Genomic DNA, 15,183 nt, shown 5'->3' with positions numbered 1-15,183 from the left:
CACGACCCCGGTCACTTCGGGGTGACCACCTTGTAGTTCTTGGGCACCTGCGCGTCCGGACGGCGCAGGTACAGCGGCGTCGGCGGCAGGAACTCCGAGCCCTCGGCGAGCTTTTCGGCGGCGAGCGAGGCGAGCGCGCCCGCCGACTGGTGCTCGGGACCGCGCGCGTCGGGGAAGGCCTCCGGATACAGGACGGCGCCCGCGCCGACGACCGGCAGCCCGCTCAGCTGCTCGGCGATGTCGCCGGGCCGGTCGACGGAGGGCTCCCCCGCGCGCGTACGGAAGGTGTCGTAGCGGGCCCAGTAGACCTCCTTGCGGCGGGCGTCCGTGGCGACCACGAACGGCTCCTCGATGCCGGAGGCGTAGGCGAGTCCGTCCAGGGTGCACAGGCCGTGGACGGGAACGCCGAGCACCGAACCGAAGGTCGCGGCGGTGACCAGGCCGACGCGCAGCCCGGTGTACGGGCCCGGGCCCACGCCCACGACCAGGTCCGTCACGGCGTCGAGTTTCAGGCCGGCCTCGGCGAGCACCCGGTCGACGGCGGGCAGCAGCAGCTCCCCGTGCCGGCGCGCGTCGACCTGACGGGCTTCGGCGACGACGGCGGTGCCGTCGTGCAGGGCGACGGTGACGGCGGGGGTGGCGGTATCAACGGCGAGCAAGAGCACGCGAACAGCCTACGGCCAACCCGGCGGGGGCACGGCGTCCCGGCCCAGCCGTCACCTGCTGCTACCGTCAGCCGCAGGTATGACCGTAAGCAAGCATGTACGTACGAAAGGGGAAGCCCAGGTGGCAAGGAGCAGCACGGGATTCGTGGCCGGGCTCACCGCGGCCGCTCTCGCGGTGGTCGGCTTCCTCGCCTATCAGGCCTCGGCGAGCGCGCCCCCCGCCGCCGACCTCGCGGCGCCCAGCGCCAGGCCTTCGGCGTCCGCGAAGCCGTCGAACCTGCCGCCCGCCGGCTCCCCCGCCGTCAAGCCCGACCTGTCGGTCCCCGCCGAATCGGGCACCGGAGTGCGGGTCGTGTACTCGCTCGGCGCGAAGCGGGTGTGGCTGGTCGGCGTGGCCAAGACGCCGAAGACCTTCACCGTCATGCCGTCCGCGATCAGCCCGAAGCCGGGCACGTACATCGTGACCTCGCGCACCGGGCACACCACGGGCTCGGACGGGGTGGCCATCGAGCACGTCGTGGTGTTCACCACCAGCAAGAACGCGGTGGTCGGCTTCAGCGCGGCGGTGGACGACTCGATGTCGAGCCCCAAGACGGCGAAGAAGACCGGCGGCATCCGCATGAAGCGGGCGGACGGCGACGCGATGTGGGCGTTCGCCACGCACAACTCGAAGGTCGTCGTCGTCCCGTAACGCGCTGCCCTTCCGCAACGCGCTGCCCTTCCGCAACGCGCTGCCCTTCGGGAACCCGCTGTCCTTCGGGAACCCGCTGTCTCCGGGACGGGCACCGGCCCCGTGACCGGCTCCCCCGGCACGGGGCCTTCGCGCGTCCGCCGGGGCCCCGCCACCACTCGATAGGACTACGCGGCGTCCTTGCGGGCGTCACCCTCGCCGGTGGCTGGGGCGCTCTCGCGCGGCGGCGTCGACACGGCGCTCGCCGCGGCGCACGAGGCGAGCAGATCGTGTATCGACACTCCGGACGGCGCCGGGACGCCCCGCGGGGCCTGCGGCTTCGCTTCGCGTTCCGGCACGGTCATGGCGGCCTCCTGAGGCTGCGGAAGAAGGCGCGGTTAGGTAGACCTAACCAGGTCTCTTCCTCCATGTGACCACGCCCGGTGGGAACGGCGCAACATTTTGCCGACGTCTTGTCGGAATGTACGGTGCCCGCGCGCGGCGCCCGGCCGCCGACTCAGAGGCCGTCGACCCCGGCGCCGGCCCAGCGGGGCCCGATTCCGGTGACGGTGACCGTCCTGCGGTCGTCGTCGCTCTCGCCCACGGCGCGGTCGATGAGCACCTGGAGCCGGTCGTCGGACAGGTCCTCGACCTTGCCCTCGCCCCACTCGACGACGACCACGGACTCGGGCAACGACACGTCGAGATCGAGGTCCTCCATCTCGTCGAGCCCGCCGCCCAGCCGGTACGCGTCCACATGCACCAGGGCGGGGCCGCCCACCAGCGAGGGGTGGACCCGGGCGATGACGAAGGTGGGCGACGTCACGGCGCCCCGTACGCCAAGACCCTCGCCGAGGCCGCGGGTCAGCGTCGTCTTGCCCGCGCCGAGCTCCCCGGTGAGCATCACGAGGTCGCCGGGACGGAGCAGTTTGGCGATGCGGCGCCCCAACTCCTGCATTTCGGAAGGGGAGTTGAGGGTCAGGCGGGTGCCGGCGTCAGCCGCCGGGCTGCTGTGCGGTGCTTCCATACGTCCCAACGTTAGCGGCCTGCGGCACCGCGCCGACCCGGGCCAGCAGGTCGGCGAGCCGGTCGGTGACCGTCTCGGGGTGCTCCAGCATCACCAGGTGCCCGCCGTCCGGCACGATGACCAGCTCGGCGTCGGGCAGCAGATCGGCGATCCCCTCGCTGTGCGAGCTGGGCGTGACCAGGTCGCGGTCGCCCGCCAGGACGAGCACCGGCACCTCCGCGAAGATCGCCAGGGCTGCCGTCTTGTCGTGCTCGGAGAAGGCCGGGTAGAACTCCGCGACGACGTCGATCGGGGTGCCCTCGATCATCCGCTCGGCGAACCGGGCGACCGCGGGGTCGACGTCCTTGGAGGAGAACGAGTAGCGCTTGATCATGCCCGCGAACAGATCGGCCGTCGCCCGCCGTCCCCGCTCCACCAGCTCGGCCTGCGAGCCCAGCGCCCTGAGCACCCCCGGCAGCACCCGGCGCACCGCGTTGACGCCCGCCACCGGGAGCCCGTAGTTGACCTCGCCGAGCTTGCCCGATGAGGTGCCGACGAAGGCGACGCCGACCACGCGGTCGCGGATGAGCTCCGGGTACTGCTCGGCCAGGGCCATGATCGTCATGCCGCCCATGGAGTGGCCGACCAGGACGAGCGGGCCCTCGGGCGCGGCCGCGTCGATGACGGCCTTCAGGTCACGGCCGAGCTGGTCGATGTCGACCGGGACGCCGTCGCGCTGGGCCTTGCCGCGGTCCGAGCGGCCGTGACTGCGCTGGTCCCAGTGCACCGTGCGCAGCACGCCGCGCAGCGCCGCCCGCTGGAAGTGCCAGGAGTCCTGACTGAGGCAGTACCCGTGCGAGAACACCACGGTGACGGGGGCCGGGACCTTGCGCCCGAACAGCCGACGCGTGCGCCGGTCGTGGGTGCCCGCCTCCGGCTCGACCTCGTCGCTCTCGTAGTAGAGGACGGTGCCGTCGTCGGCGACCGCCTTGCCCGGCGTGCCGCGCAGCGCCCCGTACGGCCCGGACGCGTCGAGTGCGAGCCGCGCCTTCCTGCGCATCCCGCGCCCCACGGTGAGCCGTTCCATGGCCACGCCCGCCGCGGCTCCCGCTGCGACCACGCCTATCGCGGCGCCCGCGATCCCGGCCAGGCGCCAGGTGCCCACCGCCGTCTGGGCGTCCTGGACCGCGGATACGACGGCGTCCCCTGTGCTGGTCTCGCTCACCGTGCCGCTCCGCCCCTTTTATTCGTCGCCGCTTGTGCTCTTCGTCCTGCGCTTCGTCTCGCGCTTCGTCCTGCGCTTGGTTCCGCTCTTCGTCCTGCGCTTGGTTCCGCTCTTCGTCCTGCCCGTCGCCGCGCTCACACGCCGCCGGAACGCTCGCCGTGCACGCGACCGTCGGCACGCTGGTCGTGCGCGTCACTGTCGGCACCCTCGTTCACATAGACGCGCGGGACACGTGCACCGATGCGCGTCACGATCTCGTACGCGATGGTGTCCGCCGCCCGGGCCCAGTCCTCGGCCGTCGGCTCCCCCCGGTCGCCCGGGCCGAACAGGATCGCCTGTGCGCCCGGCTCGACCGTGTCCCCTTCAAGGTCGACCACGAACTGGTCCATGGCAATGCGGCCCGCCGCGGTACGCACTTTCCCGCCCACCAGAACCGGGCCGCGCCCCGAGGCGTGCCGCGGAATGCCGTCGGCGTACCCGAGCGGGAGGAGACCGAGGGTGGTCTCGCTCCTGGTGACGTACTGATGCCCGTAACTGACGCCGTGACCCGCCGGAACGTGCTTGGACAGCGCGACCGACGCCGAGAGCGTCATGACCGGCCGCAGGCCGAGCTCCCGCGATGTGCCGAGCTCGGGCGCCGGCGAGACGCCGTACAGGGCGATGCCGGTGCGCACCAGGTCGAAGTGGGACTCGGGGAGGGTGAGGGTGGCCGGGGAGTTGGCGATGTGGCGCACCTCGGGGGTGACGCCCGCCTTCTCCGCGTACGCCGTCATCTCCTGGAACACCGAGAGCTGGGCCGCGATCGAGGGGTGGCCGGGTTCGTCGGCGCACGCGAAGTGCGACCAGAGGCCGGTGACCTCCACCTCGGGTGCGGCGAGGGCCGCGTGCACCAGTTCCGGCCAGTCGGCGGGCTGGCAGCCGTTGCGGCCGAGGCCGGTGTCGGCCTTGAGCTGGACCCTGGCCGTGCGTCCGGCGGCGCGGGCCGCTTCGGTGACCTCGCGCAGCGCCCACATCCCGCTCACCGAGACGTCGATGTCGGCTTCGACGGCCTCGCGCCAGGGGCCGCCGGGCGTCCACAGCCAGCACATCATCCGGCCCTGGACGCCGGCCGCGCGCAGGGCGAGCGCTTCGTCGGGGGTGGCGGTGCCGATCCAGGCGGCGCCTGCCTCCTGCGCGGCCCGTGCGCACGGCAGGGCGCCGTGCCCGTAGGCGTCCGCCTTCACCACGGCCATGAGCTGCGCGCCCGGTGAACAGGCGCGCAGCGTCCGGACGTTGGCACGCAGCGCGCCCAGGTCGATCTCGGCGCGGGCGCGCTCGGCGGGGTACTGAGTCATCGCGGTCATCGCGCCAAGTCTCTCAGAGCGTACGAGGACCGGGATTGTGCCGCGGGACACATCCACTCAGGTGCCGTTCGGATGCCGGCTCAGGTGCCGTTCGGATGCCGGCTCAGGTGCCCTCGCGGTGCCCCCACACATAGACGGCGTCACCGGTGCGCAGGGCGTTCCAGAGGCTGCGCGCGTCGGCGAGGGTGAGGTTGACACAGCCCTGGCTGCCGACGGTGGTGTAGACGCTGTGGTAGATCGCGTGGAAGGCCTGGCCGCCGTCGAAGAACTGGGCGTACGGCATGGACTGGTGGTAGATCGTCGACCAGTGGTTCTTGTGCCGCCAGTAGACCTTGTGCCAGCCGGCCCGGGTGGGGAGCGAGGCCCGCCCGCTGCGGATCGGTACGGGCCCGTACGTCACCTTTTTTCCGGTCTGCACCCACATCAACTGCCGATTGAGGTCGACGCAGGCCACCCGCCCCTTCCGCACGGGGCACTTGTGCGCGGCGTTGGGGTTCTTGCGCGCGGACAGGAACTGCATCCGCGACCAGGTGACCGGCCCAGCGAACCCGATGGTCGGCGAAATCCCCTGCGCCTGCTGGAACTTGCGGATCGCGGCGCAGTCCGCGGCCGACTGCCGCCCGTCCACCTTGAGCCGCAGCCACTGCTCGACCTGGCGCTGGTGGGGGCCGGTCTTGGTGGTGCAGCTGCCGGGCTTGGCCCCGAGCTCGCTGCGCGGTACGTACTCGATGAGCCGGTAGGCGTCGGCCGGCGCCTCGGCGGGCTCGGCCCGGTCCTCGTCGGCGCCGGGCTGGTAGACGAGCGGCGGCAGCACCTGGTCGGGCGTGTCGAGCGGCCCGGCCTGCGCGTCCATGTCGACCCCGGGTACGAGGGCTTCACTCGCCTGGGAGGCGGAGTCACCGGCGCCGATGTCGGTGCCGGGGGCGGGGGGTGCGGGGTCGCCGGGGGCGGGGTCGCCGGGGGCGGGGTCGCCCGGCGCCGCGACGCCGGGGGCGGCGGTGCCGGGGGTGGCGGTGCCGGGGGTGGTGGTGCCAGGGGTGGTGGTGCCGGGGGTGGTGGTGCCGGGGGTGGTGGTGCCAGGGGTAGCGGGGATGGCGGTGCCAGGCGTGATGGTGCCGGGGGTGACGGGTCTGAGGCTGGACGGGGGTGGGGGGTCGCCGGGGGCGGGGGCGGGGGCGGCCGCGGTGAGGGCGAGGGCGGCGGCGAGGGCGAGGCCGCAGGTGCCCCATTTGTAGCGATTGCTACGTGAATGTCCTTGAGTCATTCCCTCAGCGAACCCCCCGCCTCCGGCGTGTCGCGGAAGCCGCGCGGCACATGTCACCCGGGGGTGGCGCGCCCGCGGCCTGCGCCCGCCTTCGTCTGCGGGTGCGCCTGGGGCTGGTTGCGCAGTTCCCCGCGCCCCTGGGTGGGCCGGCCTTGGCAGGGTGCCCAGCCCGGCCCACCTCAGCCGTCTGGCTACGCGACGCCGGGCCGCAGGGACCACCTCAGCCTGTCCGGCGATTGAGGACGAGCGCCCTTCAGGCGCGAACCGGGCCTGGGGCGGAGCCCCGGGCAACCCCGCTTTCGGGTGCGGACCGTGCCCGCGCCTCGCGCAGTTCCCCGCGCCCCTGGGTGGGCTGGCCCTGGCAGGGTGCCCAGCGCGGCCCACCTCAGCCCGTCTGGCTACGCGACGCCGGGCCGCAGGGACCACCTCAGCCTGTCCGGCGTTTGAGGACGAGCGCCCTTCAGGCGCGAACGGGGTCTGGGGCGGAGCCCCGGGGGGTCAGGACGGGCCGGGTCGGGTGATGTCCTGCCAGGCGGCGGGGAGGGCTTCGGCCACCGCGTAGGCCGTGGTCGGCGCACCCCCGGCCGCTCGCCGCCCGGCAAGCCCGTGCAGGTACGCCCCCGCCGACCCCGCGTCGACCGCCCGCAGTCCCGCCGCGAGCAGCGACCCCGCGAGCCCCGACAGCACGTCACCGCTGCCCGCCGTGGCCAGCCAGGGCGTCCCGGTCGCGTTGGCCCGTACCGGCCCGTCCGCGGACGCGACCAGCGTGGTCGAGCCCTTCAGCAGGACCGTCGCCCCGAACCGCTCCGCCAGCTCCCGCACCGAGGCCAGCCGTTCGGCCTCGACCCGCTCGCGCGCCACACCGAGCAGCGCGGCCGCCTCGCCCGCGTGCGGGGTGAGCAGGGTCTCCGCCGAGCGGGCCCGTACCGTACGGGGGTCGAGCCCGCGCAGCCCGTCCGCGTCCACCAGGACCGGCACGTCCGATGCGAGTACGTCGGCCACTCCCTGGCCCTCATCCTCGCCGAGGCCGGGCCCGACCACCCACGCCTGCACCCGGCCCGCCTTCGCGGGCGGACCGTCCGACACCAGGGTCTCGGGGAAGCGCGCGAGCACGGCGTCCCCGCCGGGGCCGACGTACCGCACCGCGCCCGCCCCGCCCCGCAGCGCGCCTGCGACCGCGAGGACGGCCGCCCCCGGGTAACGGGCCGAGCCCGCCACCACCCCCACGACACCCCGCCGGTACTTGTCGCTCTCACCGGACGGGGTGGGCAACAGGTCGGCGACATCGGCGTGTTGGAGCGCTTCGACATCCGGCACGGAGGGCAGGTCGAGTCCGATCGGGATCAGCCGCACCGCACCGGCGTACTCCCGCGCAGGGTCGATGAGCAGCCCCGGCTTGTACGCCCCGAACGTCACGGTCACGTCGGCCCGCAGCGCCTCGCCCGCCACCTCGCCCGTGCCCGCATCGACGCCGCTGGGCAGGTCGACGGCGACGACGAGCGCGCCGGACCCGCGGGCGGCCCGCGCGAGGGGCACCGCCTCGGGGCGCAGGCCGCCGTGACCGCCGATGCCGGTGATGCCGTCGAGTACGAGGTCGATGCTGGCCAGCACCTCGAAGGGGTCATCGGCGACGCGGCCGCCGGCCCGCCGCAACGCGGCGAGCCCTTCGGGGTGGGTGCGGTCGGGGCTGAGCAGCACCGCGTCGACCCGGGCGCCCCTGCGGGCCAGGCGGGCCCCGGCGTACAGCGCGTCGCCGCCGTTGTCGCCGCTGCCGACGAGCAGCACGACGCGGGCTCCGTACACCCGGCCCAGCATGTCGGCGCAGGCGGCGGCCAGTCCGGCGGCTGCGCGCTGCATGAGAGCGTGCTCGGGCAGGTGGGCCATGAGCTCGGCCTCGGCGGCGCGGACGGTCGTGACGTCATAGGCAGTACGCATGCCGCCCACTCTCCCGCACCCGGCCGGGCCCGGTGCCCTGAACCCGCCGGGGCTTCCCCGCCCCCCGCGCGTGACGGATGCCGGAAGGTCCGGGTCCCTGGGGCTCCGCCCCAGACCCCGGGGACGTTTTCCCACCCACCCGCCCGTACAGCGCATTGAATGAGCTGCCCCCTGGGGCTCCGCCCCAGACCCCGTTCGCGCCTGAACGGCGCTCGTCCTCAAACGCCGGACAGGCTGAGGTGGTCCATGCGGCCCGGCATCGCGTAGCCAGACGGGCTGAGGATGCCCATGCAGCCCAGCACGTCCCCTGCACCAGAGCTGCCGGGGGCGCGGGGAACCGCGCGAGAAGCGACCACGGCGGACGGACGAAAACGGGTTTAAGGGGCGCGGGGAACTGCGCAACCAGCCACCCACGCCCCGCACCCGAAATCCCACCCCCCTCCAAGGGGCGCGAGGAACTGCGCGACCAGCCACCCACAGCCCGCACCCGAAAACCCACCCCCCACCAAGGGGCGCGAGGAACTACGCGACCAGCCACCCACAGCCCGCACCCAAAATCCCACCCCCCTCCAAGGGGCGCGAGGAACTACGCGACCAGCCACCCACAGCCCGCACCCGAAAACCCACCCCCCCCCAGGGCCGCGAGGAACCGCGCGAGAACCCGGCCACGGCGTCCACCCCCTCCCAACCCCCGGAGGGATTCGGGAAGGGGCGGGGTGGGGAAAACTCACCGAAGCCGAAGCAAAAGTCACCCCTCCGCAATCACCACCGCCGACGCCACCCCCGCATCATGGCTGAGCGACACATGCCAATGCCGAACCCCCAGCTCCGCCGCCCGCGCGGCCACCGACCCGCGGACGCGAAGCCGCGGTTGCCCGTTCGCCTCCACATACACCTCCGCGTCCGTCCACAGCAGCCCCGCAGGCGCCCCCAGCGCCTTCGCCAGGGCCTCCTTCGCGGCGAAGCGGACGGCCAGCGATGCGACGCCGCGGCGCTCTCCGCCCGGCAGCAGCAACTCGCTCTCCACGAACAGCCGTTGGAGCATCGCGGGGGTCCGTGCGATGGACTCCCCGAACCGTTCGATCTCGGCCACGTCGATGCCGACCCCGATGATCACTCGACCCCTCCCTGAATCATTCGCTCACTCCACCGTCACGGACTTGGCCAGGTTGCGCGGCTGGTCCACCTCGTTGCCGCGTGCCGTCGCGAGCTCGCAGGCGAAGACCTGGAGCGGCACCGTGGCGACCAGCGGCTGGAGCAGCGTGGGCGTGGCCGGGATGCGGATGAGGTGGTCGGCGTACGGGACGACCGCCTCGTCGCCCTCCTCGGCGATCACGATCGTGCGCGCCCCCCGGGCCCGGATCTCCTGGATGTTGGACACGATCTTGTCGTGCAGCACGGACCGGCCCCGAGGGGACGGAACCACGACGACCACCGGCAGGTCCTGCTCGATCAGGGCGATCGGGCCGTGCTTCAGCTCCCCCGCCGCGAACCCCTCCGCGTGCATGTACGCCAGCTCCTTGAGCTTGAGCGCGCCTTCGAGTGCGACGGGGTACCCGACGTGCCGGCCCAGGAAGAGCACCGTGTTCTTGTCGGCGAGCGAACGCGCCAACTCCCGTACGGGCTCCATGGTTTCGAGGACGCGGTCGACCTCGGTGGCGATCTCGGCGAGGTCGTGCACGACGTCCCCGATCTCGTCGCCCCACTTGGTACCGCGCACCTGGCCGAGGTACAGCGCGACGAGGTAGCAGGCCACCAGCTGGGTGAGGAAGGCCTTCGTGGAGGCGACGGCCACCTCGGGGCCCGCGTGCGTGTAGAGGACCGCGTCCGACTCGCGCGGGATCGTCGAGCCGTTGGTGTTGCAGATCGCGAGGACCTTCGCACCCTGCTCGCGGGCGTGGCGCAGCGCCATCAGGGTGTCCATGGTCTCGCCGGACTGCGAGATGGCGATGACCAGGGTGCGCTGGTCGAGAATGGGGTCGCGGTAGCGGAACTCGCTGGCCAGCTCCGTCTCGCAGGGGATCCGCGTCCAGTGCTCGATGGCCAGCTTCGCGATCATGCCCGCGTGATAGGCCGTTCCGCAGGCCACGACGACGACCTTGTCGATCTCGCGCAGCACCGCGTGCGGGATGCGCAGCTCGTCCAGGGTCAGCGAGCCCGCGCCGTCGATCCGCCCGAGCAGGGTGTCGGCGACGGCCTTGGGCTGCTCGGCGATCTCCTTGAGCATGAAGTAGTCGTAGCCGCCCTTCTCGGCGGCCGAGGCGTCCCAGTCGACGTGGTACGCCCGGGTCTCGGCCGGCGCGCCGTCGAAGTCGGTGACCACGACCGAGTCCCGGCGCAGCTCCACCACCTGGTCCTGGCCGAGCTCGATGGCGGAGCGGGTGTGCGCGATGAACGCGGCGACGTCGGACGCGAGGAAGGCCTCTCCCTCGCCGACGCCCACCACGAGCGGCGAGTTGCGCCGCGCGCCCACCACCACGTCCGGCTCGTCGGCGTGCACGGCGACCAGCGTGAACGCGCCCTCAAGCCGACGGCACACCTGCCGCATGGCCTCGGCCAGGTCTCCGGCCGAGGAGTGGCACTCGGCCAGGAGGTGCGCGACGACCTCGGTGTCCGTCTCGGAGTCCAGCTGGTGCCCGCGCTCGGCGAGCTCGGCGCGCAGCGCGGCGAAGTTCTCGATGATCCCGTTGTGCACGACGGCTACGCGTCCGGCGTTGTCCAGGTGCGGATGCGCGTTGGCGTCCGTCGGGCCGCCGTGCGTGGCCCAGCGGGTGTGCCCGATGCCGGTCGCTCCGGCGGGCAGCGGCGCCTCCAGGAGCGCCTTCTCCAGGTTGATCAGCTTTCCGGCCTTCTTCGCCCCGGCGAGCCCGCCGTCCGCGAGAATCGAGACGCCCGCCGAGTCGTATCCGCGGTATTCGAGCCGCTTGAGCCCCGCGAGCACGACGTCAAGCGCCGACTGCCCGCCCACATAACCCACGATTCCGCACATGGCGGCAGCCTACGACCGGCGCCGCCCATTTCCGCCCGACCCGAGGGGCAGGCGGCCTTTCGTCCGGATTTCACCGGCTTGCGCCACGTGACCCACCCCACCCCCCACGCACGTCATACAGCCGCAACAATGGAGGCGTGATCACTTCGCCGCCACGGAGCGCCCACCGCAAGCCGGAGGCGACTCCCTACGTGGACCTGACGCGCGCAGAGTGGAGCGCGCTGCGCGACAAGACGCCGCTGCCGCTGACCGCCGACGAGGTGGAGCGGCTGCGGGGTCTCGGCGACGTCATCGACCTCGACGAGGTGCGCGACATCTATCTGCCGCTGTCCCGGCTGCTCAATCTGTACGTCGGGGCCACCGCCAATCTGCGCGGCACCCTCAACACGTTCCTGGGCGACGCGGGCAACGGGCACGGCACCCAGCGCGGCACCCCGTTCGTCATAGGGGTCGCGGGTTCGGTGGCGGTCGGCAAGTCGACGGTGGCCCGACTGCTCCAGGCGCTGCTGGCCCGCTGGCCCGAGCACCCGCGGGTCGAGCTGGTCACCACCGACGGGTTCCTGTACCCGATGGCGGAGCTGGAGCGGCGCGGCCTGATGTCGCGCAAGGGGTTCCCCGAGTCGTACGACCGCCGGGCCCTGACCCGGTTCGTCGCGGACATCAAGGCCGGCAAGGACGAGGTCACCGCGCCCGTCTACTCGCACCTGATCTACGACATCGTGCCGGACGAGCGGCTGGTGGTGCGCCGCCCGGACATCCTCATCGTGGAGGGCCTGAACGTCCTCCAGCCCGCGCTGCCCGGCCAGGACGGCCGCACCCGGGTCGGCCTCGCGGACTACTTCGACTTCAGTGTGTACGTCGACGCGCGCACCGAGGACATCGAGACCTGGTACCTCAACCGGTTCCGCAAGCTGCGCGAGACGGCCTTCCAGAACCCGTTCTCGTACTTCCGCAAGTACACCCAGGTCTCCGAGGAGGAGGCCCTGGACTACGCCCGTACGACCTGGCGGACCATCAACCGGCCCAACCTGGTGGAGAATGTGGCGCCCACGCGCGGCCGGGCCACCCTCGTCGTGCGCAAGGGCCCCGACCACAAGATCCAGAAGATCTCGCTGCGCAAGCTCTGATCGCGGCGGAGTCCCGTACGCCGCGCCGCTCCTGACGCGGCGTCACACGAAAGCGCCGGCCCGCCGCAGGAATCCCGCGGCGGCCCGGCGCTCATGTCGACCGCCTCAGCCCAGCGTCGACTTGACCACGTCGGCGAGCCGGCCCGCGACCGAGCGGGCGTGCTCGATGTCGGCGGCCTCGACCATCACGCGGACCAGCGGCTCGGTGCCCGACGGGCGCAGCAGCACCCGCCCGGTGGCGCCCAGCTCGCGCTCGGCCTCGTTGACCGCGACACCCAGCTCGGCGCAGGTGGCGACGCGGGACTTGTCGACGTCGGGCACGTTGACCAGGACCTGCGGCAGGCGCGTCATGACCCCGGCGAGGTCGGCAAGCGTGCGGCCGGTCGCGGCGACGCGGGCGGCCAGCATCAGACCGGTCAGCGTGCCGTCGCCGGTGGTGGCGTGGTCCAGGATGATCACGTGGCCGGACTGCTCGCCGCCCAGCGCGTACCCGTGCTCCTTCATCGACTCCAGGACGTAGCGGTCACCGACGCCGGTCTGGACGAGCTGGATGCCCTCGCCCTCCATGGCCAGCTTGAAGCCCAGGTTGGACATCACGGTGCCCACGACGGTGTTGCCGCGCAGCGTGCCCTGCTCGCGCATGGCGAGCGCGAGCACCGCGAGGATCTGGTCGCCGTCGACCTCGTTGCCCTCGGCGTCCACCGCGAGGCAGCGGTCGGCGTCACCGTCGTGCGCGATGCCGAGGTCGGCGCCGTGCTCGACGACGGCCGCCTTGAGCAGGTCGAGGTGGGTGGAGCCGCAGCCGTCGTTGATGTTGAGGCCGTCCGGCTCGGCGCCGATCGTGACGACCTCGGCGCCGGCCCGTGCGAACGCCTCGGGCGAGACCCGGGCGGCCGCGCCGTGCGCCTCGTCCAGGACGACCTTCAGGCCGTCGAGGCGGTTGGGCAGCACCCCGATGAGGTGGGCGACGTACCGGTCGAAGCCCTCGCCGTAGGAGCGGACGCGGCCCACACCGGCGCCGGTCGGCCGCTCCCAGGGGGCGCCCGTGCGGTGCTGGTCGTAGATCGACTCGATGCGGTCCTCCAGCTCGTCGGCGAGCTTGTGGCCGCCGCGCGCGAAGAACTTGACACCGTTGTCCGGCATGGCGTTGTGGCTGGCGGAGAGCATCACGCCGAGGTCGGCGCCGAGCACGCCGGTGAGGTACGCCACCGCGGGGGTGGGCAGCACACCGACCCGCAGGACGTCCACGCCCGCGCTCGCGAGGCCCGCGACGACCGCGGCCTCCAGGAACTCTCCCGACGCCCGGGGGTCGCGCCCGACCACGGCGGTCGGCCGATGCCCCTCGAAGGTCCCCGCCTCGGCGAGCACGTGCGCCGCCGCGACCGACAGACCGAGCGCGAGCTCAGCCGTCAGATCCGAGTTGGCGACACCGCGCACGCCGTCCGTGCCGAAGAGTCGTCCCACGTCTGTCCTCCGAAAACCTGGATGTGCAAGGTAGCTGAATGCGGGGGGTGGATAGACGAACGCCCCGGCAGCACGGAAAGGTGCTGCCGGGGCGAACGAAAGCCGTAGTGGCAGGCGCGGATTTAGCGCTTGCTGTACTGCGGGGCCTTACGGGCCTTCTTGAGACCGGCCTTCTTGCGCTCGACCGCACGGTCGTCGCGGGAGAGGAAGCCGGCCTTCTTGAGGGCGGCGCGGTTGTTGTCCACGTCGGCCTCGTTCAGCGCACGGGCCACGCCGAGGCGCAGGGCGCCGGCCTGACCGGACACGCCGCCACCCGAGATGCGGGCGATGACGTCGTAGCGGTTGTCGAGCTCAAGCACCTTGAAGGGCTCGTTGACTTCCTGCTGGTGAACCTTGTTCGGGAAGTAGTCTTCGAGCGTACGCCCGTTGATCTTCCACTTGCCGGTGCCCGGGACGATCCGGACGCGGGCGATGGCGTTCTTGCGACGGCCCAGGCCGGCGGCCGGCTGCGGGTCGCCGAAGCGGGACGCCATCGACTCGGTGGTGTACTCGCCCTCGACGGGGACCTCGGACTCGAAGGTGGTGACCTCCGCGTAGGTCTCTTCGCCCTCGACGGGGGTCTCGACAGTGGTCTCGGCCACGATGCTCCTCAGATTCTTTTCTGTCTTAGGGGGTGTGGTGGCCGGAACTACTGCGCGACCTGGGTGATCTCGAACGGCACCGGCTGCTGGGCAGCGTGGGGGTGCTGGTCGCCCGAGTAGACCTTCAGCTTGGAGAGCATCTGACGGCCCAGGGTGTTCTTGGGGATCATGCCCTTGATGGCCTTCTCGACGGCCTTCTCCGGGTTGTTCGCCAGGAGGTCGTCGTAGCGCACCGCGCGGAGACCGCCCGGGTAACCGGAGTGGCGGTAGGCCATCTTCTGGGTCTTCTTGTTGCCGGACAGGTGAACCTTGTCGGCGTTGATGATGATGACGAAGTCACCCATGTCCATGTGGGGCGCATAGACGGGCTTGTGCTTGCCGCGGAGAAGGTTCGCTGCGGTGGTCGCCAGACGACCCAGGACGACGTCCCGGGCATCAATGACGTGCCACTGGCGAGTGATGTCGCCGGGCTTGGGGCTGTACGTACGCACTTCGTAGCCTTCGCTTCTTAGTGGATGGGGAGCAGACACATTGCACCCTGAAGCGATATGCAGCTGGGACTCACAGTGCCGGGGACGCTGCCCGTATGCGAGCCACTGGTAACTGCTCCAGAGAACCTGCGTGGGGATCTGTCGCGTGAGAACGACCTATCCGATACGCATAACAAACCAGAAGGGTACCCGGGCGCCCCCGGGCGGGTCAAAACCGCCCGCCGGCCCCCGGCCCGCACCCGGCCGCTCCCCTCCCTGACCTGCGCGAACGCCTAGGGGGTGTCTGGTGGATCAGGGTCGGTCAGGGTGCGGCGCCTGGTGCGGTGCATCGCAAGGCGCCGGAACGTCGTGATAGCGGAGCTA

The 15,183-nt window shown here is 72.3% G+C and carries 14 protein-coding genes; 2 read left to right on the top strand and 12 right to left on the bottom strand.

Translation table 11 applies throughout. The features are described 5' to 3' along the window. Positions 1-11: 11 nt before the first annotated feature. Entirely contained in the window at positions 12-665 is a 654-nt protein-coding gene (gene tsaB / locus ACGFW5_RS28625) for a tRNA (adenosine(37)-N6)-threonylcarbamoyltransferase complex dimerization subunit type 1 TsaB (protein ID WP_393837189.1), read from the bottom strand. Between the two features lie 145 nt (positions 666-810). On the opposite strand from tsaB, the gene ACGFW5_RS28620 reads away from it, so the two are divergent. Continuing rightward, complete coding sequence (locus ACGFW5_RS28620) at positions 811-1,356, top strand: hypothetical protein (RefSeq protein WP_393837247.1); 546 nt, start codon at positions 811-813, stop codon at positions 1,354-1,356. Positions 1,357-1,523: 167 nt separating this feature from the next. Here the strand turns inward: ACGFW5_RS28620 and ACGFW5_RS28615 are convergent, their stop codons facing one another. The 8 genes from ACGFW5_RS28615 to glmS form a co-directional block, all read right to left on the bottom strand. Further along, entirely contained in the window at positions 1,524-1,700 is a 177-nt protein-coding gene (locus ACGFW5_RS28615; RefSeq protein WP_393837188.1) for a hypothetical protein, read from the bottom strand. Positions 1,701-1,852: 152 nt separating this feature from the next. Further along, on the bottom strand, positions 1,853-2,362 hold the full coding sequence (tsaE, locus tag ACGFW5_RS28610) for a tRNA (adenosine(37)-N6)-threonylcarbamoyltransferase complex ATPase subunit type 1 TsaE (RefSeq protein ID WP_393837187.1): 510 nt from the start codon (positions 2,360-2,362) through the stop codon (positions 1,853-1,855). After that, complete coding sequence (locus ACGFW5_RS28605) at positions 2,331-3,566, bottom strand: alpha/beta fold hydrolase (RefSeq protein ID WP_393837186.1); 1,236 nt, start codon at positions 3,564-3,566, stop codon at positions 2,331-2,333. The genes tsaE and ACGFW5_RS28605 overlap by 32 nt, the downstream gene beginning before the upstream one ends. A gap of 134 nt (positions 3,567-3,700) precedes the next feature. Beyond that, positions 3,701-4,900, bottom strand: coding sequence for an alanine racemase (alr, locus tag ACGFW5_RS28600; protein ID WP_393837246.1), 1,200 nt, complete (start codon positions 4,898-4,900; stop codon positions 3,701-3,703). Positions 4,901-5,012: 112 nt separating this feature from the next. Then, positions 5,013-6,173, bottom strand: a complete 1,161-nt coding sequence (locus ACGFW5_RS28595) for a L,D-transpeptidase family protein (protein ID WP_393837185.1) — start codon at positions 6,171-6,173, stop codon at positions 5,013-5,015. 498 nt (positions 6,174-6,671) lie between these two features. Continuing rightward, entirely contained in the window at positions 6,672-8,108 is a 1,437-nt protein-coding gene (locus ACGFW5_RS28590; RefSeq protein ID WP_393837184.1) for an NAD(P)H-hydrate dehydratase, read from the bottom strand. Positions 8,109-8,856: 748 nt separating this feature from the next. Further along, a complete protein-coding gene (locus ACGFW5_RS28585) occupies positions 8,857-9,225 on the bottom strand; it encodes a holo-ACP synthase (RefSeq protein WP_393837183.1) in 369 nt (122 codons plus the stop codon). A 24-nt stretch (positions 9,226-9,249) separates the two neighbouring features. Beyond that, complete coding sequence (glmS, locus tag ACGFW5_RS28580) at positions 9,250-11,097, bottom strand: glutamine--fructose-6-phosphate transaminase (isomerizing) (RefSeq protein ID WP_393837182.1); 1,848 nt, start codon at positions 11,095-11,097, stop codon at positions 9,250-9,252. Positions 11,098-11,234: 137 nt separating this feature from the next. Here glmS and coaA point away from each other — a divergent pair, with 137 nt between their 5' ends. Next, entirely contained in the window at positions 11,235-12,224 is a 990-nt protein-coding gene (coaA, locus tag ACGFW5_RS28575; protein WP_393837181.1) for a type I pantothenate kinase, read from the top strand. Positions 12,225-12,329: 105 nt separating this feature from the next. Here the strand turns inward: coaA and glmM are convergent, their stop codons facing one another. From glmM to rplM, 3 genes are all read right to left on the bottom strand, one after another. Then, entirely contained in the window at positions 12,330-13,688 is a 1,359-nt protein-coding gene (gene glmM, locus ACGFW5_RS28570) for a phosphoglucosamine mutase (protein ID WP_393837180.1), read from the bottom strand. Between the two features lie 122 nt (positions 13,689-13,810). Then, positions 13,811-14,329, bottom strand: a complete 519-nt coding sequence (gene rpsI / locus ACGFW5_RS28565) for a 30S ribosomal protein S9 (protein ID WP_120721887.1) — start codon at positions 14,327-14,329, stop codon at positions 13,811-13,813. Between the two features lie 47 nt (positions 14,330-14,376). After that, on the bottom strand, positions 14,377-14,820 hold the full coding sequence (rplM, locus tag ACGFW5_RS28560; protein ID WP_267055824.1) for a 50S ribosomal protein L13: 444 nt from the start codon (positions 14,818-14,820) through the stop codon (positions 14,377-14,379). Positions 14,821-15,183 lie beyond the last annotated feature (363 nt).

Origin of the sequence: Streptomyces sp. NPDC048416, assembly GCF_043200435.1 — a bacterium.
GTDB lineage: Bacteria > Actinomycetota > Actinomycetes > Streptomycetales > Streptomycetaceae > Streptomyces.
The sequence above is the reverse complement of the archived record's forward strand: the minus strand, read 5'-3'. Positions and strand labels throughout refer to the sequence as shown.